The sequence below is a fragment of the Leeuwenhoekiella sp. NPDC079379 genome, from assembly GCF_044542075.1.
Lineage (GTDB): Bacteria > Bacteroidota > Bacteroidia > Flavobacteriales > Flavobacteriaceae > Leeuwenhoekiella.
This window is the reverse complement of record NZ_JBITTU010000006.1, coordinates 279,295-304,549: the sequence shown is the minus strand read 5'-3', so window position 1 is coordinate 304,549 and position 25,255 is coordinate 279,295. Positions and strand designations below refer to the sequence as shown.

26 protein-coding genes are annotated in these 25,255 nt (G+C 34.8%); 22 read left to right on the top strand and 4 right to left on the bottom strand.

Translation table 11 applies throughout. The annotated features are described in order from the left end of the window. Positions 1-18: 18 nt before the first annotated feature. From lpxD to ACIGAM_RS13180, 10 genes are all read left to right on the top strand, one after another. Positions 19-1,047: a UDP-3-O-(3-hydroxymyristoyl)glucosamine N-acyltransferase gene (gene lpxD / locus ACIGAM_RS13225; protein ID WP_396511913.1), complete on the top strand. Its 1,029-nt coding sequence runs from the start codon at positions 19-21 to the stop codon at positions 1,045-1,047. Then, on the top strand, positions 1,037-2,446 hold the full coding sequence (locus tag ACIGAM_RS13220) for a bifunctional UDP-3-O-[3-hydroxymyristoyl] N-acetylglucosamine deacetylase/3-hydroxyacyl-ACP dehydratase (protein WP_396511912.1): 1,410 nt from the start codon (positions 1,037-1,039) through the stop codon (positions 2,444-2,446). Before lpxD ends, ACIGAM_RS13220 begins: the two co-directional genes overlap by 11 nt. 4 nt (positions 2,447-2,450) lie before the next feature. Next, positions 2,451-3,236, top strand: coding sequence for an acyl-ACP--UDP-N-acetylglucosamine O-acyltransferase (gene lpxA, locus ACIGAM_RS13215; protein ID WP_128756929.1), 786 nt, complete (start codon positions 2,451-2,453; stop codon positions 3,234-3,236). Between the two features lie 41 nt (positions 3,237-3,277). After that, positions 3,278-3,844, top strand: coding sequence for an elongation factor P (efp, locus tag ACIGAM_RS13210; protein ID WP_396511911.1), 567 nt, complete (start codon positions 3,278-3,280; stop codon positions 3,842-3,844). A 2-nt stretch (positions 3,845-3,846) separates the two neighbouring features. Further along, positions 3,847-4,779 carry a UDP-3-O-(3-hydroxymyristoyl)glucosamine N-acyltransferase gene (locus tag ACIGAM_RS13205; protein WP_396511910.1) on the top strand — a complete coding sequence of 311 codons (933 nt, stop codon included), beginning with the start codon at positions 3,847-3,849 and terminating at the stop codon, positions 4,777-4,779. Between the two features lies 1 nt (position 4,780). Next, positions 4,781-5,194 (top strand): nuclear transport factor 2 family protein, encoded by a 414-nt coding sequence (locus tag ACIGAM_RS13200; RefSeq protein ID WP_396511909.1) that lies wholly within the window; start codon positions 4,781-4,783, stop codon positions 5,192-5,194. A gap of 59 nt (positions 5,195-5,253) precedes the next feature. Further along, the gene (sucD, locus tag ACIGAM_RS13195; RefSeq protein ID WP_396511908.1) at positions 5,254-6,126 is read left to right on the top strand and encodes a succinate--CoA ligase subunit alpha; all 873 of its coding nucleotides are present in this window, start codon (positions 5,254-5,256) and stop codon (positions 6,124-6,126) included. A 117-nt stretch (positions 6,127-6,243) separates the two neighbouring features. Next, on the top strand, positions 6,244-6,990 hold the full coding sequence (gene fabG, locus ACIGAM_RS13190) for a 3-oxoacyl-[acyl-carrier-protein] reductase (RefSeq protein ID WP_396511907.1): 747 nt from the start codon (positions 6,244-6,246) through the stop codon (positions 6,988-6,990). A 24-nt stretch (positions 6,991-7,014) separates the two neighbouring features. Beyond that, the gene (locus tag ACIGAM_RS13185) at positions 7,015-9,054 is read left to right on the top strand and encodes a VWA domain-containing protein (protein ID WP_396511906.1); all 2,040 of its coding nucleotides are present in this window, start codon (positions 7,015-7,017) and stop codon (positions 9,052-9,054) included. 17 nt (positions 9,055-9,071) lie between these two features. Then, on the top strand, positions 9,072-9,887 hold the full coding sequence (locus tag ACIGAM_RS13180) for a prohibitin family protein (protein WP_396511905.1): 816 nt from the start codon (positions 9,072-9,074) through the stop codon (positions 9,885-9,887). A gap of 45 nt (positions 9,888-9,932) precedes the next feature. Here ACIGAM_RS13180 and ACIGAM_RS13175 read toward each other — a convergent pair whose 3' ends face one another. After that, positions 9,933-10,505 carry a hypothetical protein gene (locus ACIGAM_RS13175; RefSeq protein ID WP_396511904.1) on the bottom strand — a complete coding sequence of 191 codons (573 nt, stop codon included), beginning with the start codon at positions 10,503-10,505 and terminating at the stop codon, positions 9,933-9,935. 35 nt (positions 10,506-10,540) lie between these two features. Further along, on the bottom strand, positions 10,541-11,254 hold the full coding sequence (locus ACIGAM_RS13170; RefSeq protein WP_396511903.1) for an OmpA family protein: 714 nt from the start codon (positions 11,252-11,254) through the stop codon (positions 10,541-10,543). A 268-nt stretch (positions 11,255-11,522) separates the two neighbouring features. On the opposite strand from ACIGAM_RS13170, the gene hisG reads away from it, so the two are divergent. From hisG to hisIE, 9 genes are read left to right on the top strand one after another with little or no spacing between them, the layout of a single operon-like run. Then, the gene (gene hisG / locus ACIGAM_RS13165; RefSeq protein WP_396511902.1) at positions 11,523-12,383 is read left to right on the top strand and encodes an ATP phosphoribosyltransferase; all 861 of its coding nucleotides are present in this window, start codon (positions 11,523-11,525) and stop codon (positions 12,381-12,383) included. Positions 12,384-12,405: 22 nt separating this feature from the next. Continuing rightward, complete coding sequence (gene hisD, locus ACIGAM_RS13160) at positions 12,406-13,698, top strand: histidinol dehydrogenase (RefSeq protein WP_396511901.1); 1,293 nt, start codon at positions 12,406-12,408, stop codon at positions 13,696-13,698. After that, a complete protein-coding gene (gene hisC / locus ACIGAM_RS13155) occupies positions 13,698-14,750 on the top strand; it encodes a histidinol-phosphate transaminase (RefSeq protein ID WP_396511900.1) in 1,053 nt (350 codons plus the stop codon). Before hisD ends, hisC begins: the two co-directional genes overlap by 1 nt. Before the next feature lie 9 nt (positions 14,751-14,759). Further along, a complete protein-coding gene (gene hisB / locus ACIGAM_RS13150) occupies positions 14,760-15,917 on the top strand; it encodes a bifunctional histidinol-phosphatase/imidazoleglycerol-phosphate dehydratase HisB (protein ID WP_396511899.1) in 1,158 nt (385 codons plus the stop codon). 26 nt (positions 15,918-15,943) lie between these two features. Beyond that, the gene (gene hisH / locus ACIGAM_RS13145) at positions 15,944-16,525 is read left to right on the top strand and encodes an imidazole glycerol phosphate synthase subunit HisH (RefSeq protein ID WP_396511898.1); all 582 of its coding nucleotides are present in this window, start codon (positions 15,944-15,946) and stop codon (positions 16,523-16,525) included. A 30-nt stretch (positions 16,526-16,555) separates the two neighbouring features. Beyond that, positions 16,556-16,948, top strand: coding sequence for a four helix bundle protein (locus ACIGAM_RS13140; protein WP_396511897.1), 393 nt, complete (start codon positions 16,556-16,558; stop codon positions 16,946-16,948). Positions 16,949-16,999: 51 nt separating this feature from the next. Continuing rightward, positions 17,000-17,767 (top strand): 1-(5-phosphoribosyl)-5-[(5-phosphoribosylamino)methylideneamino]imidazole-4-carboxamide isomerase, encoded by a 768-nt coding sequence (gene hisA / locus ACIGAM_RS13135; RefSeq protein ID WP_396511896.1) that lies wholly within the window; start codon positions 17,000-17,002, stop codon positions 17,765-17,767. 53 nt (positions 17,768-17,820) lie between these two features. Then, positions 17,821-18,576, top strand: a complete 756-nt coding sequence (hisF, locus tag ACIGAM_RS13130) for an imidazole glycerol phosphate synthase subunit HisF (RefSeq protein WP_396511895.1) — start codon at positions 17,821-17,823, stop codon at positions 18,574-18,576. A 6-nt stretch (positions 18,577-18,582) separates the two neighbouring features. Further along, entirely contained in the window at positions 18,583-19,206 is a 624-nt protein-coding gene (gene hisIE / locus ACIGAM_RS13125; RefSeq protein WP_396511940.1) for a bifunctional phosphoribosyl-AMP cyclohydrolase/phosphoribosyl-ATP diphosphatase HisIE, read from the top strand. Positions 19,207-19,278: 72 nt separating this feature from the next. On the opposite strand, the gene ACIGAM_RS13120 is transcribed toward hisIE, so the two are convergent. Beyond that, complete coding sequence (locus tag ACIGAM_RS13120) at positions 19,279-19,788, bottom strand: peroxiredoxin-like family protein (RefSeq protein ID WP_396511894.1); 510 nt, start codon at positions 19,786-19,788, stop codon at positions 19,279-19,281. A 452-nt stretch (positions 19,789-20,240) separates the two neighbouring features. On the opposite strand from ACIGAM_RS13120, the gene ACIGAM_RS13115 reads away from it, so the two are divergent. After that, on the top strand, positions 20,241-20,912 hold the full coding sequence (locus ACIGAM_RS13115; protein ID WP_396511893.1) for a hypothetical protein: 672 nt from the start codon (positions 20,241-20,243) through the stop codon (positions 20,910-20,912). Here ACIGAM_RS13115 and recQ read toward each other — a convergent pair. Continuing rightward, positions 20,909-23,026 (bottom strand): DNA helicase RecQ, encoded by a 2,118-nt coding sequence (recQ, locus tag ACIGAM_RS13110; RefSeq protein WP_396511892.1) that lies wholly within the window; start codon positions 23,024-23,026, stop codon positions 20,909-20,911. The two genes, ACIGAM_RS13115 and recQ, sit on opposite strands and share 4 nt — an antisense overlap. Positions 23,027-23,267: 241 nt before the next feature. Between recQ and ACIGAM_RS13105 the strand changes: the two genes are divergently transcribed. Together ACIGAM_RS13105 and ACIGAM_RS13100 are read left to right on the top strand one after the other, a co-directional pair. Continuing rightward, on the top strand, positions 23,268-24,155 hold the full coding sequence (locus ACIGAM_RS13105) for a carbon-nitrogen hydrolase (protein ID WP_396511891.1): 888 nt from the start codon (positions 23,268-23,270) through the stop codon (positions 24,153-24,155). Between the two features lie 2 nt (positions 24,156-24,157). Further along, a complete protein-coding gene (locus ACIGAM_RS13100) occupies positions 24,158-25,195 on the top strand; it encodes an agmatine/peptidylarginine deiminase (RefSeq protein ID WP_396511890.1) in 1,038 nt (345 codons plus the stop codon). Positions 25,196-25,255 lie beyond the last annotated feature (60 nt).

The following is a 25,255-nucleotide window of genomic DNA, read 5'->3' as shown; positions in this document are numbered from 1 at the left end:
TTTTCTATTTTTGTCAAGATGAAATTTACCGCTGAACAGATTGCAGGAATTTTAGAAGGCTCTGTTGATGGAGACTCTACTATCGAAGTTTCTAGACTTTCAAAAATTGAAGAAGGTACCGAGGGATCGCTAACATTTTTAGCCAATCCTAAGTATACTCCACATATATATAAGACTAAAGCTTCAATAGCTATAGTTGATCACGATTTTCAACCAGAACACAAGCTTGATCTTACATTAATACGCGTTGAAAATGCTTACACATCTTTTTCTAAGCTTTTAGAATACTATAATCAGGTTAAATTAAATAAGTCTGGTATAGAAAGTCCTGTTTATATTTCAGATAGTGCTACCTATGGAGATAATATTTATCTGGGAGCATTTTCACATATAGGGGATAATGTACGTATAGGAAAGAATGTAAAAGTATATCCTAATGTATATATAGGAGACAATTGTATAATAGGTGATAATTGCGTCTTATTTTCAGGAGTGAAAATTTATTCAGATTGTATATTAGGCGATACTGTTTACGCGCATAGTGGGGTCGTTATAGGGGCAGATGGTTTTGGCTTTTCACCCAATGAATCAGGAAGTTTTAGTCGTGTACCACAAATAGGTAATGTAATTATAGAAGATAATGTAGATATAGGAGCAGGTACTACAATAGACCGGGCTACTTTAGGATCTACCATTATAAGAAAAGGAGTTAAACTTGATAACCAGATTCAAATTGCTCATAATGTTGAAATAGGAGAGCATACTGCTATAGCGGCTCAAACAGGTATTGCAGGTTCCACTAAAATAGGAAAGTATTGCCGTATAGGTGGCCAGGTAGGTATTGTGGGACACTTAATTATAGGAGATCGCGTAAAAATACAAGCACAATCAGGAATAGGGCGCAATTTAAAAGATGATGAAGCCGTACAGGGTTCTCCTGCATTAGCTTATAGTGATTATAACAAATCGTACGTTCATTTTAAAAATTTACCAAGTCTGGTACAACAAATAAATAATTTGGAAAAACAAAAATCCAATGATAAGTAAAGCTATAGGAAAGCAAAAAACAATCGCCGGTGAGGTTTCCTTGACCGGCGTTGGTTTACATACGGGTAAGAATGTAACACTTACATTCAAACCATCAGAAGAAAATACAGGAATGTATTTTAAACGTGTTGATATTGAAGGGCAACCTATTATCGAAGCCAATGCAGATTACGTTGTAAATACACAGCGTGGTACCAATTTAGAAAAGTTAGGAGTCCATATTCAAACCAGCGAGCACGTTCTTGCAGCTTGTGTAGGTTTAGGAATTGATAATATTTGTTTAGAAATAGATTCTCCAGAGCCACCTATAATGGATGGTTCTTCAAAATTCTTTGTAGAAGCATTAGAAAAAGTAGGCCTTGTAGAACAAGATGCTTGTAGAGAAGAGTTTGCTGTTACAGAAGTAATTAGCTATCTCGATGAAAAATCTGGTAGTGAAATTATACTTATGCCCGCAGATGAATATCAGTTAACTACAATGGTTGACTTTGGCACAAAAATACTAGGTACTCAAAATGCGAGCATTAAGAGTATTACAGAATTTAAAGATGAAATATCAGATTCTAGAACCTTTAGTTTTTTACATGAGATAGAGATGCTTCTCGAGCACGGTCTTATTAAAGGAGGTGATTTAAATAATGCAATTGTTTATGTAGATAAAGAATTATCTGAAGAAACAATGGCTAAATTGAGAAAAGCCTTTAATAAAGAATCTATCTCTGTCAAATCTAATGGAATTCTTGATAATCTTACCTTAAACCACCCTAACGAAGCAGCACGTCATAAATTATTAGATGTAATAGGTGATTTAGCTCTTGTAGGTATGCCTATTAAAGGTAAGGTTATTGCAAACAAACCAGGACATTATGTCAATACCCAGTTTGCAAAGAAATTAAAGAAAATTATCAAGACTGAGAAAAGAAACAATCTTCCAGTTTTTGATCTTAATAAACCTCCTGTTAAGGATGTAAATCAAATAATGGCTATGTTGCCACATCGACCACCATTTTTACTGGTTGATAAAATTTTAGAAATTACAGACACTCAAGTAATCGGTTTAAAAAATGTGACTATGAACGAGCCGTTTTTTGTAGGTCACTTTCCGGGGGCGCCAGTAATGCCAGGTGTTTTACAGGTTGAAGCTATGGCTCAAACAGGAGGAATTCTTGTTTTAAGTACGGTACCCGATCCTGAGAATTATCTTACTTATTTTATGAAAATAGATAATGTTAGATTTAAACAGCAGGTTCTTCCGGGAGATACACTTATTTTTAAATTAGATTTACTCTCTCCTATACGCAGAGGAATCTGCCATATGCAGGGTAGCGCTTATGTTAATGGAAAATTAGTTTCTGAAGCAGAACTTATGGCTCAGATAGTTAAAGTAAAGAAAGATTAGTTTTATGAATCAACCCTTAGCATACGTACATCCTGGAGCTAAAATTGCTAAAAATGTAGTAATTGAGCCATTTACGACCATAAATAACAACGTGGTTATAGGTGAAGGCAGCTGGATAGGATCAAATGTAACCATAATGGAAGGTGCCAGAATTGGTAAAAATGTAAATATTTTTCCCGGTGCAGTTATCTCGGCAGTTCCTCAAGATAAAAAGTTTGAAGATGAAGACACGGTAACAATAATAGGTGATAATACCACTATTAGAGAGTGTGTTACAATTAACAGAGGTACTTCAGACCGTATGAAGACTCAGATAGGAAATAATTGTTGGATTATGGCGTATTGCCATATCGCTCACGACTGTATTGTGGGAGACAACTGTATATTTTCAAATAATAGTACTTTAGCAGGTCACATTACAGTAGGAGATCACGTGGTTTTGGCGGGTATGGCGGCTGTACAGCAGTTTTGTACGATAGGCAATCATGCATTTGTAACAGGAGGGTCTTTAGTACGTAAAGACGTCCCACCTTATGTAAAAGCCGGTAGAGAACCATTATCTTATGTAGGTATTAATTCTATAGGTCTTAGAAGAAGAGGTTTTACGACCGAAAAAATTAGAGAAATTCAAGATATTTATAGAATATTATACCAGAAAAATTATAATAACACACAGGCAGTTAATATTATTGAAGTTGAGATGGAAGCAACACCAGAGCGTGATGAGATTCTTCAATTTATACGTAATTCACAGCGTGGTATAATGAAAGGTTATTTTACAACTAATTAAAAAATTTCGCCTTCGCGAAAACTAAAGAAATAATAAAATTTATGGCAACTACATCAGATATTCGTAATGGGATGTGTATTCATTACAATCACGATATTTATAAAATTATAGAATTTTTACACGTAAAACCGGGTAAAGGTCCGGCTTTTGTACGTACTAAATTAAAAAGTGTGACTAACGGAAAAGTATTAGATAATACATTTTCTGCAGGGCATAAGATTGAAGAAGTACGTGTAGAAACTAAAGGATATCAATTTTTATATCACGATGGGGAGTGGTTTCACTTTATGAATACTGAAGATTACACTCAAATTAGACTTCTAGAATCTGCATTAGATCAACCAGGATTACTTAAAGAAGGTGAAGTAGTTACAATAGCTATAAATACAGAAGATAACATGCCACTTTCGGTAGACATGCCGGCACACGTTATACTTACGGTAACCGCGACTGAACCAGGTCTTAAAGGCAATACTGCAACCAATGCAACGAAACCTGCAACTGTAGAAACAGGAGCAGAAGTTAATGTACCTTTATTTATTAATGAAGGAGATAAAATTAAGGTTGAAACTGAAAAAGGAACGTATAAAGAGCGAATTAAAGAATAATTGTGAAATTTCCGCAGAAACATACACTAGAGCAAATTGCTACTATTCTAAATGTAGAATATGTAGGTGATTCAGAATTTCCGGTTTTAGGAATCAATGAAATTCATGTTGTTGAACCCGGTGATATCGTTTTTGTAGATCATCCTAAATATTATGATAAAGCATTAGAATCTGCTGCAACCATAATTTTAATTAATAAAAGTGTAGCTTGTCCTAGCGGAAAAGCCTTGCTCATCTCTGATGATCCTTTTCGCGATTTTAATAAACTAACTAAATTTTTTAAACCCTTTGAAAAAGCTGTTTGTGCTATTTCTGAAACGGCTTCTATAGGTATTAATACAACTATTCAACCCAACTGTTTTATAGGAAATAATGTAACAATTGGCGACAATTGCTTAATACATTCTGGTGTTGCAATTTATGACAATAGTATAATAGGTAACGATGTGACAATTCATTCAGGTGCTATTTTAGGGGCAGATGCCTTTTATTATAAAAAGCGCGAAACCGGTTTTGATAAACTTCTCTCTGGCGGAAGAGTTGTTATAAAAGATAATGTAGATATAGGTGCTGCCTGTACAATAGACAAAGGTGTTTCTGGAGATACAATAATTGGTTGGGGTTCTAAATTAGATAATCAGGTTCATATAGGTCACGACACGCAAGTAGGAGAGCGGGTATTAATTGCTGCTCAAACTGGCATAGCAGGTTGTGTAATTGTAGAGAATGATGTTGTAATTTGGGGTCAGGTAGGTATTGCAAGTGGAGTTACCATTAAAGAGAAGGCTGTTATTTTTGGACAGAGTGGAGTAGGCAGAACTTTAGAAGGAGGTAAGTCGTATTTAGGTTCACCTGCAGAAGACAGTAAGAAAAAATTTAGAGAATTGGCATCAATACGTCAAATACCATATATTTTAGAACAAATAAAAAAGTAAAATGAGTAAATCAGCTAAAGACCTCGTAAGAGGTTTATATGAGTCAGACTTTTTTAATGATTCAAGTGTTTTAAAGCAATATTTGCATAAAGACGCAGAGTTATACTGGAATGCATCAACAGGATTTTCTAAGATGACCTATAAGGACATTACAGAAATGTCTTCAGAAATGGGTAAATCATTCATTTCTTTAAGATCATCTATAACTCATCTATTAGCAGATAAAGATCAAGTAACTATACGGCTTACCTATTATATTAAAACGGTAGAGAACCCCGAAGAAGAGGTGGGTATTATACATTTTATAGCTATATGGGAGCTTAAAGACGGTTTATTATATAGAGGCTATCAAATAAGTCAACCTAGTGATCAGGACCCTCAAAATTTAGATGCGCATACACGCATAAAGTCTTAAAATTCCTTTAGGTTTCTCCTTTAAAAAATTACTTTTGTACCACAAAATTCAAACAACACATGAGCGTTTTAGTAAATAAAGATTCCAAAATTATTGTACAAGGTTTTACCGGTAGTGAAGGTACATTTCACGCAGGTCAAATGATAGATTATGGCACTAATGTAGTTGGTGGTGTAACTCCTGGTAAAGGAGGTCAAAAACATCTTGACAAACCTGTATTTAATACTGTTTCTGAAGCAGTAAAAGAAACAGGAGCAGATGTTTCTATTATATTTGTACCGCCTGCATTTGCTGCAGATGCTATTATGGAATCTGCTGACGCAGGAATTAAAGTGATCATTACAATCACTGAAGGTATTCCGGTTTCAGATATGATTAAAGCTTCAAATTATATTAAAAATATAGACTGTAGATTAATTGGCCCTAACTGTCCTGGTGTTATTACTCCGGGAGAAGCAAAAGTAGGTATCATGCCTGGTTTTGTTTTCAAAAAAGGTAAAGTGGGTATTGTTTCTAAATCAGGTACATTAACTTATGAAGCTGCAGATCAAGTTGTAAAGCAAGGTTTAGGTATTACCACTGCTATAGGTATTGGTGGAGATCCAATCATAGGTACAACTACAAAAGAAGCTGTAGAGTTACTAATTAATGATCCAGATACAGATGCTGTTGTAATGATAGGTGAAATAGGTGGACAATTAGAAGCAGAAGCAGCAAGATGGATTAAAGCTAGCGGCACTAAAAAACCGGTAGTGGGCTTTATCGCTGGTGAAACTGCTCCTGCAGGTAGAACTATGGGTCACGCTGGTGCAATTGTATCTGGTGAAGGTGAGTCTGCTGCAGATAAGAAAAAAATATTAAGAGAGTGTGGAGTACACGTTGTTGATTCTCCTGCCGAAATAGGTAAAAAAGTTGCTGAACTTTTAGCATAATTTTTTTTCAAACACGTTAAAACCGACACGTAATGTGTCGGTTTTTTTATGTGCAAACACTTCAAGTTTGCTATATTTACTATCGTTCGTCGAAACTAACCATTCAACAAATTTAGAATGAAACTTTTAGAAGGAAAAAATACAATTATAACGGGTGCCAGCCGTGGAATAGGTAATGGTATCGCTAAAATCTTTGCTCAAAACGGAGCTAACGTTGCTTTTACATATAGTTCATCTGCAGGTCCCGCAGAAGAACTTGAGAAAGAGCTTATTGCCCTAGGAGTAAAAGCCAAAGCTTATAAATCTAATGCGGCATCATTTGATGATTGTCAAGAGTTAATTAAGCAGATTACCGAAGATTTTGATTCTATAGATATTCTTGTAAATAATGCAGGAATTACAAAAGATAATCTACTCATGCGTATGAGTGAAGCAGATTTTGACCAGGTTATTGAAGTAAACTTAAAATCTATTTTTAACATGACTAAGGCTGTGCAGCGTACAATGCTGAAGCAGCGTTATGGTAGCATTATAAATATGAGTTCTGTGGTAGGTGTAAAAGGTAACGCTGGCCAGGCAAATTACGCAGCTTCTAAAGCTGGTATTATTGGCTTTTCAAAATCTATGGCTTTAGAATTAGGTTCTCGTAATATACGTACAAATGTTGTAGCTCCTGGTTTTATAGAAACCGAAATGACTGCTAAACTTGATGAGAAAACCGTTGCGGGATGGCGCGAAGCGATTCCTCTTAAAAGAGGCGGTACCACAGAAGATATTGCTAATGCGTGCGTTTTTCTTGGAAGTGATATGAGTGCTTACGTAACAGGGCAAGTTCTACAGGTAGACGGCGGTATGCTTACCTAATTTTAAAATAAAGTGCAATAATTTATGGCAGTATCCACTATTCTATATATTATCCTCATTGGGGTAATAGCATTGGTTGCTGCCATACTTTTTTATTTCTACAAACCCGAACGCTCTAAAAAACTCAGGCTAATTTTAAGTAGCTTACGGTTTATTACACTATTTTCGGTACTTCTGCTATTATTAAATCCTGAATTTAAACAGGTAACCTACACAACTGTAAAGCCTAAGCTTGCTTTAGCCATAGATAATTCTAATTCTATAGAGTATTTAGGTTTTTCAAAAGATGTAAATGCTACAGCTCAAAAATTATTAAACAATAATAAATTAAGCAAACGCTTCGATATTGATCAGTACACTTTTGGTACAGATATTAAATCACTTGACAGTATTAATTTTATAGAAGAGCAGACTAACATCTCAAGCGCTCTTAGTACATTACATAAAATTTATAAAGATCAAACGTACACACCTCTACTTATAACAGACGGTAATGCTAATTTAGGGAGTAACTACCGGTATATTTCAACAGATGTAAAAAACACAGCCATAAATTTTTTAGTTGTTGGAGACACGACACAATATGAAGATTTAAAAATCATACGCACTAATGTAAATAAGTATGCGTATCTAGATAATGAATTTCCTGTAGAAATTATAACTGAATATCAAGGAAATAATGAAACTAATGCTTTACTCACTATTACTAGAAATGGTACAGTTGTCTTCAAAGAAAGTAAACAGTTTTCTGCTTTACAAACTACAAATCGATTTAATTTTTTTCTAAAAGCTTCAGCAATAGGTGTTCAGAATTATACAGCTACGATAAGTACATTATCTAACGAAAAAAATACAGAGAACAATACAAAGAATTTTGCTGTTGATGTGATTGATCAACGTTCTAAAGTATTAATAGCTTATTCAGTTTTACACCCTGATTTAGGGACACTCAGAAAAAGTATCGAAAGTAATCAACTGCGTTCTGTAGAATTAAAGGAAGTTAAAGCTGTTACTCCGATAGATATTAATGAGTCAGATTTGATAATATTATTTGAACCAGACACTAAATTTAATAGTATTTATACGGAATTAGATAAACTTAATAAAAACAGATTTACCATAACCGGGACAGCAACCAATCGCAATTTTACAAACAGTTCTCAGGAGTCATTTACTTTACCTGTAAATAATCAAACAGAAGAATCTCAACCGCTAATTAACAAATCATTTACTTCGTTTCAGTTAGAAGATTTAGACTTTACAGACTACCCACCTGTTAAAACTCAATTTGGATCATCTAAGATTGCAGGTAATGGTGATGTATTATTTTATCAACGTGTAAATGGTGTTTCTACTAAAAACCCGTTATTAGCGATCACAGAAATAGATGGTAGGAGAGAGGTAATACTTTTTGGAACCGGTATTTTTCAATGGCGCATTCAGAGTTTTTTAAACAATTCTAGTTTTGAAAATTTTGATATTCTAATAGATAAACTTGTTCAGTACGCTGTATCAAATCAAAAAAGGTCCAGATTAACAGTTGCCTACGAGCGTATCTATTATGGTGGTAGCTCTATTAAAATAAGTGCGCGTTACTTTGATCAAAATTATGTTTTTGATCCTGGAGCGAACTTGCAAATAAAAATTCAAAATAAAAATTCTACCTATAATTATGAATCGCCGTTGGTTATTAAGGGGAATGATTATCAGGTTAATCTTACAAATTTAGAGGCTGGCGAATATATTTTCAGTATTAGTGAATTAACTAGCGGAATTAAATCATCAGGAGCATTTACATTAATTCCGTATAATTTAGAACGACAGAATCTGAACGCCGATTTTGCTAAGATGAGTACTGTTGCTACAGAGACTAATGGACGAATAAATACTCTGAATAATATTGACCAATTAGTAGATCAACTTATTAATGATGATCGCTATATACCCATTCAGCGAGCTGTTAAAAAAAGCGTACCTTTAGTCAACTTCATTTACCTGCTGGCACTTATAATCATCAGCCTCACGACAGAGTGGTTCCTTAGAAAATATAACGGATTAATATAAATTGAAATTTTAAATATATGGATAGATTACCAAAAATAGGAGTACCTATAATTATAGGAATAATTATTCTTATTGTAATAATTGCTAAATCTGCAGTCACTATAGACTCTGGTGAAGCAGGTGTGTTGTATAAACCCTTTGGAGGTGGCGTTGTAACAGATGCTCCACCTTTAGGAGAAGGTTTTCACGTTGTTGCACCTTGGAATAAAGTTTTTATTTACGAAGTACGTAGACAGGAATTAAAAGAAATCATGAATGTGTTATCGTCTAATGGTCTTGATATTAAGTTAGAAGCATCGGTATGGTATCAACCTGATGCTAAAAACCTTGGAAAACTACATCAGGAAATAGGTGGCGATTATCTTAATAGGATTCTTCTACCTACAATACGCTCTGCAGCACGTTCGGTTGTAGGAAGATATACTCCAGAACAGTTATATTCTTCTAAAAGAGACGCTATACAAGCAGAAATATTTGATGAAACAAAGAAGATTATAAAAAATCAATATATTCAATTAGACGAAGTTCTTGTACGTGATGTAACATTACCGGCTACAATTAAGGAGGCTATTGAACGTAAACTAAAACAAGAACAAGAATCACTTGAGTACGAGTTTAGATTAATTTCTGCTCAGAAAGAGGCAGAACGACAAGTTATTGAAGCTCAAGGTAAGTCTGATGCTAACCGTATCTTAAGTCAATCTCTTAATGATCAAATTTTAAAAGACAAAGGTATTGAAGCTACTTTACTGCTTGCTAAATCTAATAATTCTAAAGTTATAGTAATAGGTTCTGGTGAGAGTGGTCTTCCAATTATCTTAGGAAAGGATTAGATTTAATTTTACACTAAAAAAGCCCCGTTTTAATTCGGGGCTTTTTTATGCTTTTTTCATACGTATGGGTTCTTTAAATGTTCTTCGTTTGCTTTCGGCTAGCATTTTAGCTTTAGAAACCCAATGATCATTTATAATTCTATCAGGGAAAAACTGAATAAGCTCTGTAACAATCTCTATATCATTAGAATTAAACTTACTTATTTGTTCAAAAGTATAAATGCCTATGTCATTTAATTTTTCTTCTGTAAAGGGGCCTATACCTATTATTTTTTGAAGGTTATCAGCATCAGTCTCATCTGCGTTACCAATTCTTTCAAAATCTAACTCACCATCTTTAACGCTAGAAATGGTATTTTCTTTTATTTTATTCTTTCTGCTTTTACCTATGTTTTTAAGTGTAGCAACCTTACGATATTCTTCTGTATCCTCTTCTTCATTTATTATATGTTGAACAGGATCTTCTTCAGTTTTATCCAGATTAATCAAGCGTTGCAGCTTGTTTAACTTCCTTAGGTATTTTGATTTCTGATAAAAGAATGCGAAAAAATATCCTATTAAGAAAGAGGTAAGCATCAACAAAAAGACCTCTATGTAAATCAATGGTATTGAAATCATATCTGAATTTTTCTGTATAAAAATTGAGTACTGAATCATTCTATAATCACTTCTATTCTGTTATTTTTCTTTCTTTCAGATTCATTTGTATTTAATACAATTGGATCATTTTCACCTTTTGAATATGCAAAAACTTGACTTTCAGGTATTTTAAGCCGTACTAAGATATAATTTCTAACTTGAATTGCCTCTTTAAATGCAACTTTATAGTTATCTATGTCGCTTCCTACATAATCTGTATAGCCTATAATCTTAATCTTTGCATTAGGCTTTTTTTCGAGTCTAATTTTAATATAATCTAAAAAATCTTGAGAAGAATAATCATCAACAACTCTACCGCCTATAGAAAATTCAGGATAAAATGTATAATCCACCTTTCGTGTAACTGTATTTTTTTTACGTGAATCGGTATTTAATTGAGCTTCTCTTAGACGTTCTCTATCTTTCTCTATAGCAAGTGTCTTAGACTCTATACTTTTATTTAATGTCTCGATTAATTGCTCATTACCACGAGCCAAATTATTTTCTACAAATGAATTAATATTAGAATCTTCAAGCTCTTGTTTCATTAAATTATTTTGACTTTGAGAATTATCTACATCATCAAAATCTAAAACTACCTTTTGAGCCGGAGGTAAATAACTACTAAATATACTTCTCCTATTTAATGAATCACTAGCATTTAAAAAGTAGAAGCCAATAATGCACCATCCTAAAAACACTAAAAAAGCAACAGAAAAATTCTTCATACTTTTTGAATTTATTCAAAAATAACACTTTAACTCAAATAATTTACTTTACTTCTAAAAACTATCCGATTCATATATAGGTTTATTCTTTTTTTTTATAAATTCGCATTCACATATGAAAAGAACAGCTTTACATCATCATCATTTTTATTCACGCGTTCAGGCGAGGTAAAAATGTTGTGTATAGCTAGCTTATAAATAACAGTAACCCGTTTGAGTCATTCAAACGGGTTTTCTGTTTGAATAGCTCAAGCTTAATAAAGAAAAAATGACTCAAAAAATTAGAATTGCTATTCAAAAGTCTGGTAGACTTAACGAAGAATCTTTACAAATCTTAAAAGATTGCGGTGTTTCTATTGATAACGGCCGTGATCAACTCAAGGCAAGTGCTGCGAACTTTCCTCTTGATGTTTTTTACTTGAGAAATGGGGATATCCCACAATATTTGAGAGATGGGGTAGTAGATATCGCTATTCTTGGAGAAAATGTTTTGATTGAAAAAGGAGAAGATATTTCAATCGCACAAAAATTAGGTTTTTCAAAATGTCGTGTTTCACTTGCTGTGCCTAAAGGCACAAAATATGATTCGGTTAAAGATTTTGAGGGGAAGAAAATAGCAACTTCCTATCCTAATACAGTAATAAATTATTTATCACAATTTGGCGTAAAGGCAGATTTACATATTATAAATGGTTCGGTAGAAATTGCACCAAATATAGGTTTGGCAGATGCGATTTGTGATATCGTTTCTAGCGGAAGCACTCTTTTTAAGAACAATCTTAAAGAGGTAGAAGTAATGTTGAAATCTGAAGCTGTGCTCGCTGTTTCTCCTAAAATAGATACTGAGCGTCAGGTTATATTAGATAAGCTCTTATTTAGAATTCAAGCGGTTTTGAAAGGCCGTGATTATAAGTATGTACTTCTTAATGCGCCTAATGAGCGTCTTGATGATATAATTAAAATGCTTCCGGGAATGAAAAGTCCTACCGTCTTACCCCTTGCCGAAAAAGGATGGAGTAGTGTTCACTCTGTAATAGACAAACAGGCATTCTGGGAAGTAATAGACAACCTTAAAGATGCCGGTGCTCAGGGTATTTTAGTTAGTGATATCGAAAAAATGGTCTTATAATTTATTTTGAAAATCAATTGCTATGATTAAAATAGATAAACCAGAGCGATCAACTTGGGCAACTATACTAGAACGCCCCACTCAAACATACGATCAGATAGAAGGTACTGTTCTTGGGGTGTTTAAAGCGATACAGGCAGAAGGAGATAAAGCTATCAATTTTTATACTAAAAAGTTTGATGGTATTGAATTTGAGAATATCGAAGTTTCTAATACAGAGATTGAAGCTGCCGTTGCAAATTTAGATACAGATTTAAAAGAGGCGATACGTTTAGCTAAAGGTAATATTGAAAGATTTCACGAAGCTCAAAAAACACCTCCTGTACATGTAGAAACTACTGCGGGCGTAAATTGCTGGCAAGAAAAGAGACCTATACAAAAAGTAGGTTTATACATACCAGGTGGCACAGCTCCTTTATTTTCTACAATTTTAATGCTTGCAATCCCTGCTAAAATAGCGGGATGCAAAGAGATTGTTTTATGTACTCCACCAGATAAAGAAGGAAATATTAATCCGGCGATTTTATTTACCGCACACTTATGTGGCATAGATAAAATCTACAAAGTAGGAGGTATTCAAGCCATTGGTGCAATGATTTTTGGAACCGAAAGCATTTCTAAAGTATATAAGATTTTTGGTCCAGGTAATCAATTTGTGACGGTTGCAAAACAGATGGCGACTAAATATAACGTAAGTATTGATATGCCAGCCGGTCCTTCAGAATTATTAGTTGTGGCAGACGATACTGCAGATGCTTCATTTGTAGCTTCAGACTTACTGAGCCAGGCAGAACACGGAGTTGATAGCCAGGTTATTTTAGTTTCTACTTCAAAAAATTTTATTACTTCCGTAGAAAAAGAACTAGAAAAACAACTTGAAGTACTTCCGCGTAAGTCTATCGCAGAAAGAGCCATCGCAAACAGCAAATTAATATTTGTCGAAACGCATAAAATTGCACTTGAGCTCATAGATGAGTATGGTCCTGAGCATTTTATAGTAGCAACAGACGATAATGCGTATTATGTAGATAATATTGCCAATGCAGGTTCTGTTTTTATAGGTAATTATACACCTGAAAGCGCTGGTGATTATGCTTCAGGCACTAATCACACCTTACCTACTAATGGGTATGCTAAGCAATACAGTGGTGTAAATCTGGATAGCTTTATGAAAAATATGACTTTTCAGGAACTATCTCCAGAAGGGATACAAAATATAGGTAATGCGATAGAACTTATGGCAGCTGCCGAAGGTTTACAAGCGCATAAAAATGCGGTAACCCTGCGTTTAAATAAACTTAAACAAGAAAACTAATGCCCAATCAAACATTCTATTTAGAAAAATTGGTACGTGATAATGTGGCTAAATTAAAGCCTTATTCTTCGGCTCGAGATGAGTTTAAAGATTTTCACGATGATATGGTGTTTTTAGATGCAAATGAAAACCCATATAATAATGGCGTAAATAGGTATCCAGATCCGCAACAGGTGACTTTAAAGCAACATTTATCTACTGCAAAGAGGGTTCCTACAGATCAGATTCTTTTAGGTAATGGTAGTGATGAAGTTTTAGATTTGCTGTTTAGAGCTTTTTGCGAGCCTAACGTAGATAATGTGATTACATTACCTCCTACATACGGAATGTATGGTGTTTTAGCGGCTACAAATGCTATAGCAAACAGAGAAGTACTACTTACGTACGAGTTTCAGCCAGATGTAGCTAAAATTTTAGATCAGGTAGATCACCAGACGAAAATGATCTTCTTATGTTCACCTAACAATCCTACTGCAAACAGCTTTGAAGCGGCATCTATAAAAACTTTACTAGAATCTTTTAAAGGACTTGTAATTGTTGATGAAGCTTATGTAGATTTTGCAGAAGGCGAAAGCTGGTCAACGCAACTACATGAATATCCTAATTTAGTAATTATTCAAACCCTGTCTAAAGCATACGGTTTAGCAGGTATACGACTTGGTATTTGTTATGCTTCCGCAGAAATTATTGCAGTCCTAAATAAAATAAAACCACCGTATAACGTAAACCAGCTTACTCAAAGAAGAGCACTTGAGCGCATATTAGACTCGGAATCTGTAAAAAGTGAAATCAGTTCAATTTTAGAACAAAGGGATGATTTATCTAAAGTATTACTTGAAGTAGATTTTGTTAAAAATGTGTTTCCTTCTGAAGCTAATTTTATTTTAGCTCGAGTTGATGATGCCAATAAAAGATATGATCAATTGATCAAAAAAGGTATCGTTGTGCGTAATAGAAGTACGCAGGCATTGTGCGAGAATACCTTGCGATTTACTGTAGGAACTTTTCAAGAAAACACAAAATTAATAGCCGCATTAAAAGAACTTACTTAACCTATTACCATGAACGCTAATCAAAATACCGCAGCCCGTAAAGTTTTATTTATAGATCGTGACGGAACCTTAATAAAAGAAACTGTAGACGAGCAAATAGATGCTTTTGAGAAGATGATTTTCTATCCTAAAGCTTTTACTTACATGAGTAAAATTGCTCAGGAGCTCGATTACGAATTGGTTATGATTACCAATCAAGATGGTCTGGGAACCGACTCTTTTCCGGAAGATACCTTCTGGCCGGTACATAATTTTATTATGAAATCCTTCGAGAATGAAGGGGTTGTTTTTGACGCTGTATATTTAGACCGGACGTTTCCGCACGAGAATGCAAATACCCGTAAACCGGGTACAGGAATGCTAACCCAGTACTTTTCTGAAAAGTATGATCTTGCAAATAGCTTTGTTATTGGAGATCGTCTTACAGATATCGAGTTGGCTAAAAACCTGGGTGCAAAAGGTATTTTTATTAACGATAATACCGAATTGGGTACAGGAGAAATAACCGTTAAACGTGACGAACTCGACGCAGTAATTGCACTCGAGAGTAACGACTGGCAGAAGATTTATGAGTTTTTAAAATTAGAAGCGCGTACTGCTTCAATTTCAAGAAAAACTAATGAAACGGCTATTGAAATCGAGTTAAATCTAGACGGAACAGGAAAGAGCAATATTGAAACAGGTCTAGCCTTCTTTGACCATATGCTTGATCAACTGGCGCGTCACGGTTCGATGGATCTTAAAATTCACGTAGATGGTGATCTTGAAGTAGATGAACACCACACCATAGAAGATACAGCAATTGCTTTGGGAGAAGTTTTTGCTAAAGCTTTGGGTAATAAATTAGGTATAGAACGCTATGGTTTTTGTTTACCTATGGATGACTGCTTAGCTCAGGTGGCGATAGACTTTGGCGGTCGTAATTGGCTGGTTTGGGAAGCAGATTTCAACAGAGAGAAAATTGGAGAAATGCCTACTGAAATGTTTTACCACTTTTTTAAATCGTTTACAGATGGAGCACGAGCAAACCTTAATGTAAAGGCAGAAGGAACCAATGAGCATCACAAGATTGAAGCGATTTTTAAAGCTTTCGCGAAAGCAATAAAAGTGGCTGTAAAACGAGACTCAGAAAAAATGATATTACCCAGCACTAAAGGGATGTTGTAAGCAGAAGCAAAACCTAAGATTTAAAAATGAAATTAGTAATTATAAACTACGGTGCCGGAAATATACAAAGTATCAAGTTTGCTTTTCAGCGGTTGGGTATCGAAGCGGTTTTATCTGATAATCCTGAAGAAATTAAAGCTGCTGATAAGGTGATTTTCCCGGGAGTAGGTGAGGCGAGTAGTGCGATGGCAAAACTGCGATCTACCGGATTAGATAAGCTAATCCCAACTCTAGAGCAACCAGTTTTAGGCATTTGCTTAGGTATGCAATTAATGTGTAAGCACTCAACAGAAGGTGATACAACCGGTTTAGGAATTTTTGATGCAGACGTAATTAAATTTTCAAAAGAAGTCAAGGTTCCTCAAATAGGATGGAATGAAATTTCGAATTTAGAAAGTCCGTTGTTTAAAGATATTGCTGAAAATGCGCATATGTATTTAGTACATAGTTTTTATGCACCAAAATGTAAGGAGATGATTGCAACCACGCATTATGAGGTGGATTATGCGTCCGCTTTACAGAAAGATAATTTTTACGGCGTGCAATTTCACCCTGAAAAATCTGGAATTATCGGAGAACAAATTTTGAAGAATTTCTTAAATATTTAGAATTTATTATTTCTAATTTGTTATTAAAAAATGGGTACGATTAAACGCTTTGAGGATTTAGAAATATGGCAACTTGCACGTTTAATATGTATTGATATAGAGCAGCTTTTTTTAAATACTGATTTAGGAAAAAATTATTCGCTTAGAAATCAAATGGAAAGAAGTTCAGGTTCAATTATGGATAATATAGCCGAAGGTTTTGATCGTGATGGTAACAGAGAGTTTATTGTTTTTTTAAGTTACTCAAAAGGTAGTGCCGGAGAATTGAAATCTCAACTTTATAGATCTTTCGATAAAGCATTAATTTCGAAAAATCAGTTTGATGAATGCAGCTCTAAATGCCAAGAATTACAAAATAAAATAGGTGGTTTTATGAATTACCTCAAGAATTCTGAATTTAAGGGTTCAAAGTTTAAACGTTAGAGCTTAACACTTTGAAATAGGAACAATAAATAATGAATTATAGATTATAGAATGAGAATAATCCCGGCAATAGATATCATAGATGGTAAATGCGTACGCCTTTCTAAGGGTGATTATGATACCAAAAAAATATATAATGAGCACCCGCTTGAGGTTGCTAAAGAGTTTGAAGCCCACGGAATAGAATATTTACACCTGGTTGACCTTGATGGTGCTAAAAGCAAGCATATTGTCAACCATAAAGTTTTAGAGCAAATAGCGTCGCAAACCAGCCTTAAAATTGATTTTGGAGGTGGTTTAAAGACTGATAATGATTTACGTGTGGCTTTTGAAAGTGGTGCAAATCAAATTACTGGTGGAAGCATTGCTGTTAAAGATCGGGAGACCTTTAAGAGTTGGATATCAAAATTTGGCAACACTAAAATCATTTTGGGAGCAGATGCTAAAGATGAAAAAGTTGCGGTAAGCGGCTGGTTAGAAGAGTCAAAAGAAGAGTTAATTCCTTTTATACAAGCGTATCAGCAAGAAGGTATTTCCTATGTGATCTGCACAGATATCAGTAAGGATGGGATGTTAGAAGGGCCTTCTTTTGATTTGTACAAAAAGATTCTAGAGCACTGTCACATCGAGCGCAGTCGAGATGCTGATAGTTCAAACGAAGTCAATAATCTAAAATTGATAGCTTCGGGTGGAATTTCGCATTTTGATGAATTGCCTAAATTAGCCGAATTAGGCTGTGAAGGAACCATAATAGGAAAAGCTATTTATGAGGGTAGAATCTCGATGAAGCAATTGGAAGAATTTATCCTAAATAACTAGTTAAGGTTAGAAATAAGTTTTCCGCTTAAGCGGAAATAAAATATAGATATATAATGCTTACAAAACGTATCATACCTTGTCTCGATATCAAAAACGGAAGAACTGTAAAAGGGGTTAATTTCGTCGATTTACGCGATGCCGGTGATCCGGTAGAACTGGCTGCGAAGTATGCTGAAACAGGTGCAGATGAACTCGTATTTTTGGATATTTCGGCAACTGAGGAGCGTCGTAAAACATTAGCAGATTTAGTATTGCGCGTAGCTGAGAAGATAAATATACCGTTTACAGTAGGTGGCGGGATTTCTTCGGTAGAAGATGTAGATATTTTGCTTCAGAATGGTGCAGATAAGGTTTCTATAAATTCTTCGGCGGTAAAAAATCCACAATTAATTAATGATCTAGCGGCTAAATTTGGTTCACAATGTGTTGTTGTTGCAATTGATGCGAAACAAATTGAAGGTAAATGGACAGTTCATCTCGTAGGTGGTAAAGTACCTACAGAATTAGATCTTTTTGAGTGGGCGCAGGAAGTGGAAAAGCGTGGAGCCGGAGAGATTTTATTTACTTCAATGGATCACGATGGTACTAAAAATGGCTTTGCGGATGAGGCACTGGCAAAATTGAGCCAACTGCTCAATATTCCTATAATCGCTTCGGGTGGTGCAGGAAATATGCAACACTTTACAGATACATTTGTAAATGGGAAAGCTGATGCAGCCCTGGCTGCAAGTGTATTTCATTTTCACGAGATTGATATTCCCGAGTTAAAACTCGAATTAAAAAATAAAAATATTCCGGTAAGGATATAATTAGAAATTTCGTGCAAGCGAAATAAAAAGAATAAAATGGAAATTAAATACGATGCAAACGGACTTGTTCCTGCAATTATACAAGATGCCAAAACCAAAACAGTACTGATGTTAGGTTATATGAATGAGGAGGCCTATCTTAAAACAAATGAGAGTAAGAAGATTACTTTTTTTAGCCGCAGTAAGCAGCGTCTATGGACGAAAGGAGAAGAAAGTGGTAATTTTTTACATCTTGTTTCTATAAAAAATGATTGCGATAACGATACGTTGTTAATCAGTGTAAATCCGCAAGGACCTACATGTCATAAAGGTACAGATAACTGCTGGGGTGAAGAGAATGATCAGTCGTTTGGTTTCCTTACAAAATTAGAAGATACTATTGCAGAACGTAAAGCCAACCAGGATAACGAGAAGAGCTATGTTGCAGATTTATTTAGAAAAGGAATTAATAAAATCGCTCAAAAAGTTGGGGAAGAAGCTGTAGAAGTAGTTATTGAAGCAAAAGATAATGATGATAATCTGTTTCTTAATGAAAGTGCAGATTTGCTGTTTCATTATTTGATACTTTTAAAAGCAAAAGGATTTGGTCTAAAGGATATTGAGCAAGTACTTATAGATAGAAAAAAATAAACTTAAAATCTTCTAATAATTAAAGAGCCCTATAAATATGAATTATAGGGCTCTTTGATTTTTGATTAATTCTTATTTGCCTCCACGGGCAGGGTAGTTTTCCTTCTCTACAAAATCAATAGATTTTAAAATTGCATCTAATTCTGGTCGTGCAAATGGCATAGTTTGCACAGACGAAAAATACAATGTGCCATCTGCTTTCACGAGAAAAATGCCGGGCTCTGAAAATACATCTGGTTCTGCATCTTTAACAGCGTTAGAAATATATAAACCCCATTCGCGAGCTTTTTCTTCACTCAAGGCATAGCCTATAGGTAAATTACCGGTCTCCCATTTTTCTTGAGAAAGATTTGCTCTTTTGTGGGTATCCATACTAATAGCAATTATGTTTACACCTCTAGATTTAAAATCTTCAGTCTTAGATGTTAGGTCCTGAAGTTGTTTTTTACATACAGGGCAGTGTAATCCTCTATAGAATACAATTAAAGTATATTTTTCAGGCTTCTGAGCACTTAATTTCCATTTAGTATCGTTAATTAAATCGATTTCTAATTCGGGTACTTGTGTATTAGGCTTTATCATTTATTTCTTTTTCTTAAAAGTAGCTCATGAGAATATTATTTAGCGTCAAATATTTGCCAAAACTCCGTTAAGTAATCTTAAATTGAACTAGGATATAATCAAATGAAAAAAGTAAAATTGTTTTTTATAAAATAAATTAGACGAGAAAAATCTTTAAAAACTAACCTAATTTGATAAATATATAAAATAAGGTAAAATTCGTTGTTATGTACAAGTAATATTACAAACACACCGTCATTTTTACTTAATAAATGAGAGAATTATACTATAAACTTAATTTTTAACTTGTAATTATAAATGAATTTGGATTTTGACTTCTTAAATATTAATTCCTAATGTGTTTAGTAAAATGATTTAGTTAATAAATTAATTGAACTATTAGCACTTAAACTGTGTTATTTGCTTTTAAACGTATTAATTGAGAACTTAGTTTCTAACTAAAGGCTTCAGATATGCGTATAATAATACTTCTTATTACTCTGTATTCTACATCACTTTTTTCACAAATAGGAATGGGTACCACCTTGCCTCATCCCGATGTAATGCTCGATGTGAATGGGGCACTACGTGTGCGCGATTACAGTGAGGGTAATGATCTTGCCGCACGGGACTCAATTGCAGTTTTTGATGGTAGAGGAGTATTGCATCGTGTTGCAGCAAAAAAAATATTAGCTAATGTTGAAAAATCACTTGTAAAATCAAAATTGACGTCAAATTTTGCTGTAGCGCTTTTATCCTACGTTCCAATTATTTTTAATGCTGAAGTCTTTGATATTAAAGATGAGTTTAATGCTACAACAGGTGTTTTTACAGCAACCAATGCGGGCATATATCGTGTCGCGGCACAGATAAAAACCTCAAGCCTTAGTGTGGGTGATTTGGGTTTGGCTATTTATAAAACTAATTCTGCCGGCACAAGTTCAACAAAAATAGCCGAAGAGCGTTTTGTTAATGTTTCAGTGGTATTAACTAATGTCTCACCACCTACACGTTCTGTATCTACCTTGGTACAACTGACCGCCGGTGAAAAAATAGATTTTAGGTTATACTCATTAGTGAATGTGAGTATTGCGGGTGCTGCAGCAGGCTACGACTCGTTTTGTACTATAGAACAGGTGCGTTAAAGGTTAGACATTTCTAAAATAGATAACCCCAATCTTATCTTATGATATTCAATCTTTTCTTCAAAATATTCATAATAGGCCTTTAAGGTTTCAGGATTTTCAAGGGCAATTTTTGCTTTTTTAATTTGTTCTACTTCAGTCTTGCTTACAAATTGTAACAAATCAATAGGTTCTCCATCTAAAGCTAATTTGGCAATATGTGAATAAATGGTTGTGTCTTTTAAGTCACGCTTTTTGGAAATTTCTTCAATAGAAAGGCCTTCTTTAAGGAGATTATAAGTAACCTGATGGGTAGCGGTTTTACTTCCTTTTTTCTTTAGTTTTTCAGACTGAAATTCCAGAATAGCTTTTATAAAATCATCACCATAAACTTCTAATTTACGCTGGCCAACACCACTTATTTCTAAAAGTTCCATTTCAGTAGTAGGTCGTACACGCTCCATTTCCTGAAGTGTTTTATCGCTAAAAACAAGATATGCAGGAATATTTTCTTCTTTGGCAATTTCCGCCCGAAGCATGCGTAACTTTTCAAACAGGGCATTGGCTTTTTTAGTCTTTGGTTTATCTGCGGTGATTACTTCTGGAGTAGGATTATCAACCGGTTGCGTGAGTCTTACTTTTTTTCCTTCAAATAAAACGGCTTTACTAGATGGGGTAAGGTGTAAACTGTTACGCAAATGAAAGGCTATCTCGCAATATCCCTGATTTGTTAATTGTAAAAAATAATGTTGCCAATCTTTCCACGATATATCTGCACCTATACCGTAAGTACTTAATGTGTCTAATTCTTTATCTAATACAGCTGCATTTTTAGCTCCTCTAAGCACATCTATTAAGGTTCCTATGGGTTGAGTTTCTTTAGCTCTGGCGATAGTTGACAATGCTTTTTGTGCAATTACGGTACCATCAAAAAATTGAGGCGGATTTTTACATACATCACAATTACCACAATCTTCTTCTAAAAACTGACCGAAATAACTCAATAAAATTTTTCTTCTGCAAGTTGTAGCTTCAGCATATTGCTTCATACGGTCTAACTTTGCATTCTGTACTTCTTCATTAGCTGCACCCTGCGTAAATCGCTTTAATTGTAAAACATCTGCATAACTGTGAAAAAGCAGTGCGTTTGACTTTAAACCATCACGTCCTGCTCGTCCTATTTCCTGATAATATCCCTCAAGATTTTTAGGCATATTATAATGTATAACCCACCTAACGTTAGATTTATCGATACCCATACCAAAAGCTACCGTCGCACAAACTACCTGAGTTTTGTCATAAATAAAGTCTTCCTGAACACGGGTGCGCTCTTCAAAGTCTAAACCTGCGTGATATGAAGTAGATTTTATACCTATAGCATTTAGCGAGTCTGATACGCTTTCGGTGGTTTTTCTACTTAGGCAATAGATTATACCACTGGTGTTAGGTCGCTTTTTTAAAAATTGTTTGATTTGATCTAGACGCTTATCTGCTGCGCGTACTTCTAATTCTATATTAGGTCTATCAAAAGAGCTTAAGAATTGTTGCGCATTTGAGATAGCAAGTTGATCTGCAATATCGCTACGTGTCGCTTTATCTGCTGTAGCGGTTAATGCGATAACCGGCGTATTAGGTAAAGATTTCTTTAAAAAACCCAATTGTTGATAAGAAGGCCTAAAATCGTGTCCCCAGGAAGAAATACAATGCGCTTCATCTATGGCTATCATACTTATGTAAGTTTCACTCAATAATGGCGTTAAGCCAGATAAACTTTCTGGAGCTACATATAATAGTTTAAGTTTACCTTCTGCAGCACGTGCGATAATATCCTGCTGTTCCTGAGCAGTCTGACTACTGTTATAAAAGTCTGCTTCAATACCATTAGCTTTCAAACCATCAACCTGATCTTTCATCAGCGCGATTAAAGGAGATATTACGAGTGTAAAACCTTTAAATAACAATGAGGGAAGCTGAAAACAAATAGATTTTCCACCACCGGTAGGCATAATAACAATAGCGTCTTTCCCATCAAGTACCGTTTGTATAATTTCAGCCTGTTGATTTCTAAAACTATCGTAACCAAAATAGGTCTTTAGTGTGGTTAACAGCGTGGTTTTATCTATCTGGGATTGCATAAAAACTTTTTTGCAAAAAACGACATTTTTCTGCAGACCGCCTTCTTTTTGACTTTCAAATACACTTCAAAATAATGACACGCCTAGTTGTTATGTAGATTAGTTAAAAACAGTTGTTTCTTTTTATACATTTTGCAATTTTACCTCAATTAAATAGTAATAGAATAATTTTTACCAGAGTGCTCATAATTCAAGCTACAACTTGGGTTGACAATCAAATTAATTAGTAAACTTGTTTTGTATGAAAGCTAGAAAATATACGATTGCAGTATTGCAATTGAACTTAAATAATACTCCGGAAAATAACCTTGAAAAGTGTAAATCATGGGTACGAGATGCAGCAGCTAAAGGGGCTGAAGTTATTAGCTTACCAGAGCTGTATAGCAGTCATTATTTTTGTCAGGATGAGGATGTAGCTAATTTTAAATATGCAGAACCTCTTTATGATATTTCCTTTACAGCATTTAGCGCGCTTGCTAAAGAACTGGGAGTAGTACTCATTGTGCCTTTTTTTGAAAAAAGAATGAGTGGCATTTATCACAATAGCGCTTACATAATTGATTCTGATGGTACCGAAGCAGGTTTATACCGAAAGATGCACATTCCTGATGATCCTCATTTTTATGAGAAATTCTATTTCACACCCGGAGATCTGGGTTTTAAAACTATAAAAACTAAAAAGGCCGATCTGGGTACCTTAATATGTTGGGATCAGTGGTATCCGGAAGCGGCCCGATTAACTGCACTTCAAGGAGCTGAAGTTTTATTTTATCCTACAGCTATAGGTTGGCATCCACAAGAGAAGGAGCAGTATGGTGTTAATCAACACGGCGCTTGGATGAATGTTATGAAAGGTCATGCCGTTGCAAATGGCGTTTATGTAGCCGCTGCAAATCGCATAGGTCTTGAACAATATGTACCTGGCACAAATGGTATTGAATTCTGGGGGCAATCTTTTATCTGTGGGCCCCAAGGTGAGATTTTAGCGCAGGCTTCTGCAGATAAAGAAGAGATCTTAATGGCTGAAGTTGATCTAGATTTACAGGAAAATGTACGTCAGAACTGGCCTTTTTTTAGAGATCGAAGAATAGATTTTTATGGTGATATAACTAAGCGAGCACTCGATTAATTATGAAACATACCAGACGTTTACCGGCAGAATGGGAAAATCAGCAAGGAATTTTATTGTGTTTTCCGAGTAATGGTGACGACTGGCCCGGAAAATATCAAACTATTCAATTTGTATTTGCAGATTTTATAAAAAAAATTGCAGAGACTGAAACAGTTTTTTTAGTTGTAAAGAGTGAAAACCTTAAGGCTAAAGTTGTCGAACTTCTCGAGGCTGCTCACGCTAATTTAAGTAAGGTCACATTTATAATTCAGAAAACAAACCGAAGCTGGATGCGGGATAGCGGTCCCATTATAGTAAAAAATAATAGAGAACGTGAAGCTTTAAATTTTAATTTTAACGGCTGGGCAAAATATGGAAATTACCGGCTAGATAAGCAAATTCCTAAACGGGTTTCAGAATTTTTAGGAATATCACTTACACCTGTTATGTATAAGGGCAAATCTGTAGTTCTTGAAGGTGGCGCAATAGATACTAACGGTAAGGGAAGCTTGATAACTACTGAAGAATGCCTGCTAGATACTGAAATTCAGGTGCGTAATGCAGACTTTACAAAAGAAGATTACGAGACTATTTTTAACACCTACTTTGGTATTACAAATACTATCTGGTTGAATAAAGGTATTGCAGGTGATGATACGCACGGCCACGTAGATGATATTTGTAGATTTGTAAATCCTACAACTATTGTAGCTGTTGTAGAGGAAAATCTAACTGATGAAAATTATGCGCCTCTACAAGAAAACCTTATACGCTTAAAAGCTGCAAAACTCGAGGATGGAAGCAGTCCTACAATCATAACATTGCCTATGCCTAAACGTATAGATTATGAGAAATTAAGGCTTCCGGCGAGTTATGCTAATTTTTTGATACTTAACAATTCTGTTTTGGTCCCTACATTTAATGACCCTAATGACCGAATTGCGTTAAATACGCTTGCAGAAATCTTTCCAGATAAAAAGATAATAGGCATTGGTGCACTTGACCTTATTTGGGGACTGGGAACCTTACATTGTTTGAGTCAACAGATTCCTTCTTAGGCTAGTTTCCGCTTTAGCGATAAATGGGTTTTAAATTCTGGAAAAACCTACAGGTTTAAA

Excerpts from the sequence above, each read along its gene's own strand:
- lpxD (WP_396511913.1), top strand. The coding sequence starts at position 19 with ATGAAATTTACCGCTGAACAGATTGCAGGAATTTTAGAAGGCTCTGTT.
- ACIGAM_RS13220 (WP_396511912.1), top strand. The coding sequence starts at position 1,037 with ATGATAAGTAAAGCTATAGGAAAGCAAAAAACAATCGCCGGTGAGGTT.
- lpxA (WP_128756929.1), top strand. The coding sequence starts at position 2,451 with ATGAATCAACCCTTAGCATACGTACATCCTGGAGCTAAAATTGCTAAA.
- efp (WP_396511911.1), top strand. The coding sequence starts at position 3,278 with ATGGCAACTACATCAGATATTCGTAATGGGATGTGTATTCATTACAAT.
- ACIGAM_RS13200 (WP_396511909.1), top strand. The coding sequence starts at position 4,781 with ATGAGTAAATCAGCTAAAGACCTCGTAAGAGGTTTATATGAGTCAGAC.
- sucD (WP_396511908.1), top strand. The coding sequence starts at position 5,254 with ATGAGCGTTTTAGTAAATAAAGATTCCAAAATTATTGTACAAGGTTTT.
- fabG (WP_396511907.1), top strand. The coding sequence starts at position 6,244 with ATGAAACTTTTAGAAGGAAAAAATACAATTATAACGGGTGCCAGCCGT.
- ACIGAM_RS13185 (WP_396511906.1), top strand. The coding sequence starts at position 7,015 with ATGGCAGTATCCACTATTCTATATATTATCCTCATTGGGGTAATAGCA.
- ACIGAM_RS13180 (WP_396511905.1), top strand. The coding sequence starts at position 9,072 with ATGGATAGATTACCAAAAATAGGAGTACCTATAATTATAGGAATAATT.
- ACIGAM_RS13175 (WP_396511904.1), bottom strand. The coding sequence starts at position 10,505 with ATGATTTCAATACCATTGATTTACATAGAGGTCTTTTTGTTGATGCTT.
- ACIGAM_RS13170 (WP_396511903.1), bottom strand. The coding sequence starts at position 11,254 with ATGAAGAATTTTTCTGTTGCTTTTTTAGTGTTTTTAGGATGGTGCATT.
- hisG (WP_396511902.1), top strand. The coding sequence starts at position 11,523 with ATGACTCAAAAAATTAGAATTGCTATTCAAAAGTCTGGTAGACTTAAC.
- hisD (WP_396511901.1), top strand. The coding sequence starts at position 12,406 with ATGATTAAAATAGATAAACCAGAGCGATCAACTTGGGCAACTATACTA.
- hisC (WP_396511900.1), top strand. The coding sequence starts at position 13,698 with ATGCCCAATCAAACATTCTATTTAGAAAAATTGGTACGTGATAATGTG.
- hisB (WP_396511899.1), top strand. The coding sequence starts at position 14,760 with ATGAACGCTAATCAAAATACCGCAGCCCGTAAAGTTTTATTTATAGAT.
- hisH (WP_396511898.1), top strand. The coding sequence starts at position 15,944 with ATGAAATTAGTAATTATAAACTACGGTGCCGGAAATATACAAAGTATC.
- ACIGAM_RS13140 (WP_396511897.1), top strand. The coding sequence starts at position 16,556 with ATGGGTACGATTAAACGCTTTGAGGATTTAGAAATATGGCAACTTGCA.
- hisA (WP_396511896.1), top strand. The coding sequence starts at position 17,000 with ATGAGAATAATCCCGGCAATAGATATCATAGATGGTAAATGCGTACGC.
- hisF (WP_396511895.1), top strand. The coding sequence starts at position 17,821 with ATGCTTACAAAACGTATCATACCTTGTCTCGATATCAAAAACGGAAGA.
- ACIGAM_RS13120 (WP_396511894.1), bottom strand. The coding sequence starts at position 19,788 with ATGATAAAGCCTAATACACAAGTACCCGAATTAGAAATCGATTTAATT.
- ACIGAM_RS13115 (WP_396511893.1), top strand. The coding sequence starts at position 20,241 with ATGCGTATAATAATACTTCTTATTACTCTGTATTCTACATCACTTTTT.
- recQ (WP_396511892.1), bottom strand. The coding sequence starts at position 23,026 with ATGCAATCCCAGATAGATAAAACCACGCTGTTAACCACACTAAAGACC.
- ACIGAM_RS13105 (WP_396511891.1), top strand. The coding sequence starts at position 23,268 with ATGAAAGCTAGAAAATATACGATTGCAGTATTGCAATTGAACTTAAAT.
- ACIGAM_RS13100 (WP_396511890.1), top strand. The coding sequence starts at position 24,158 with ATGAAACATACCAGACGTTTACCGGCAGAATGGGAAAATCAGCAAGGA.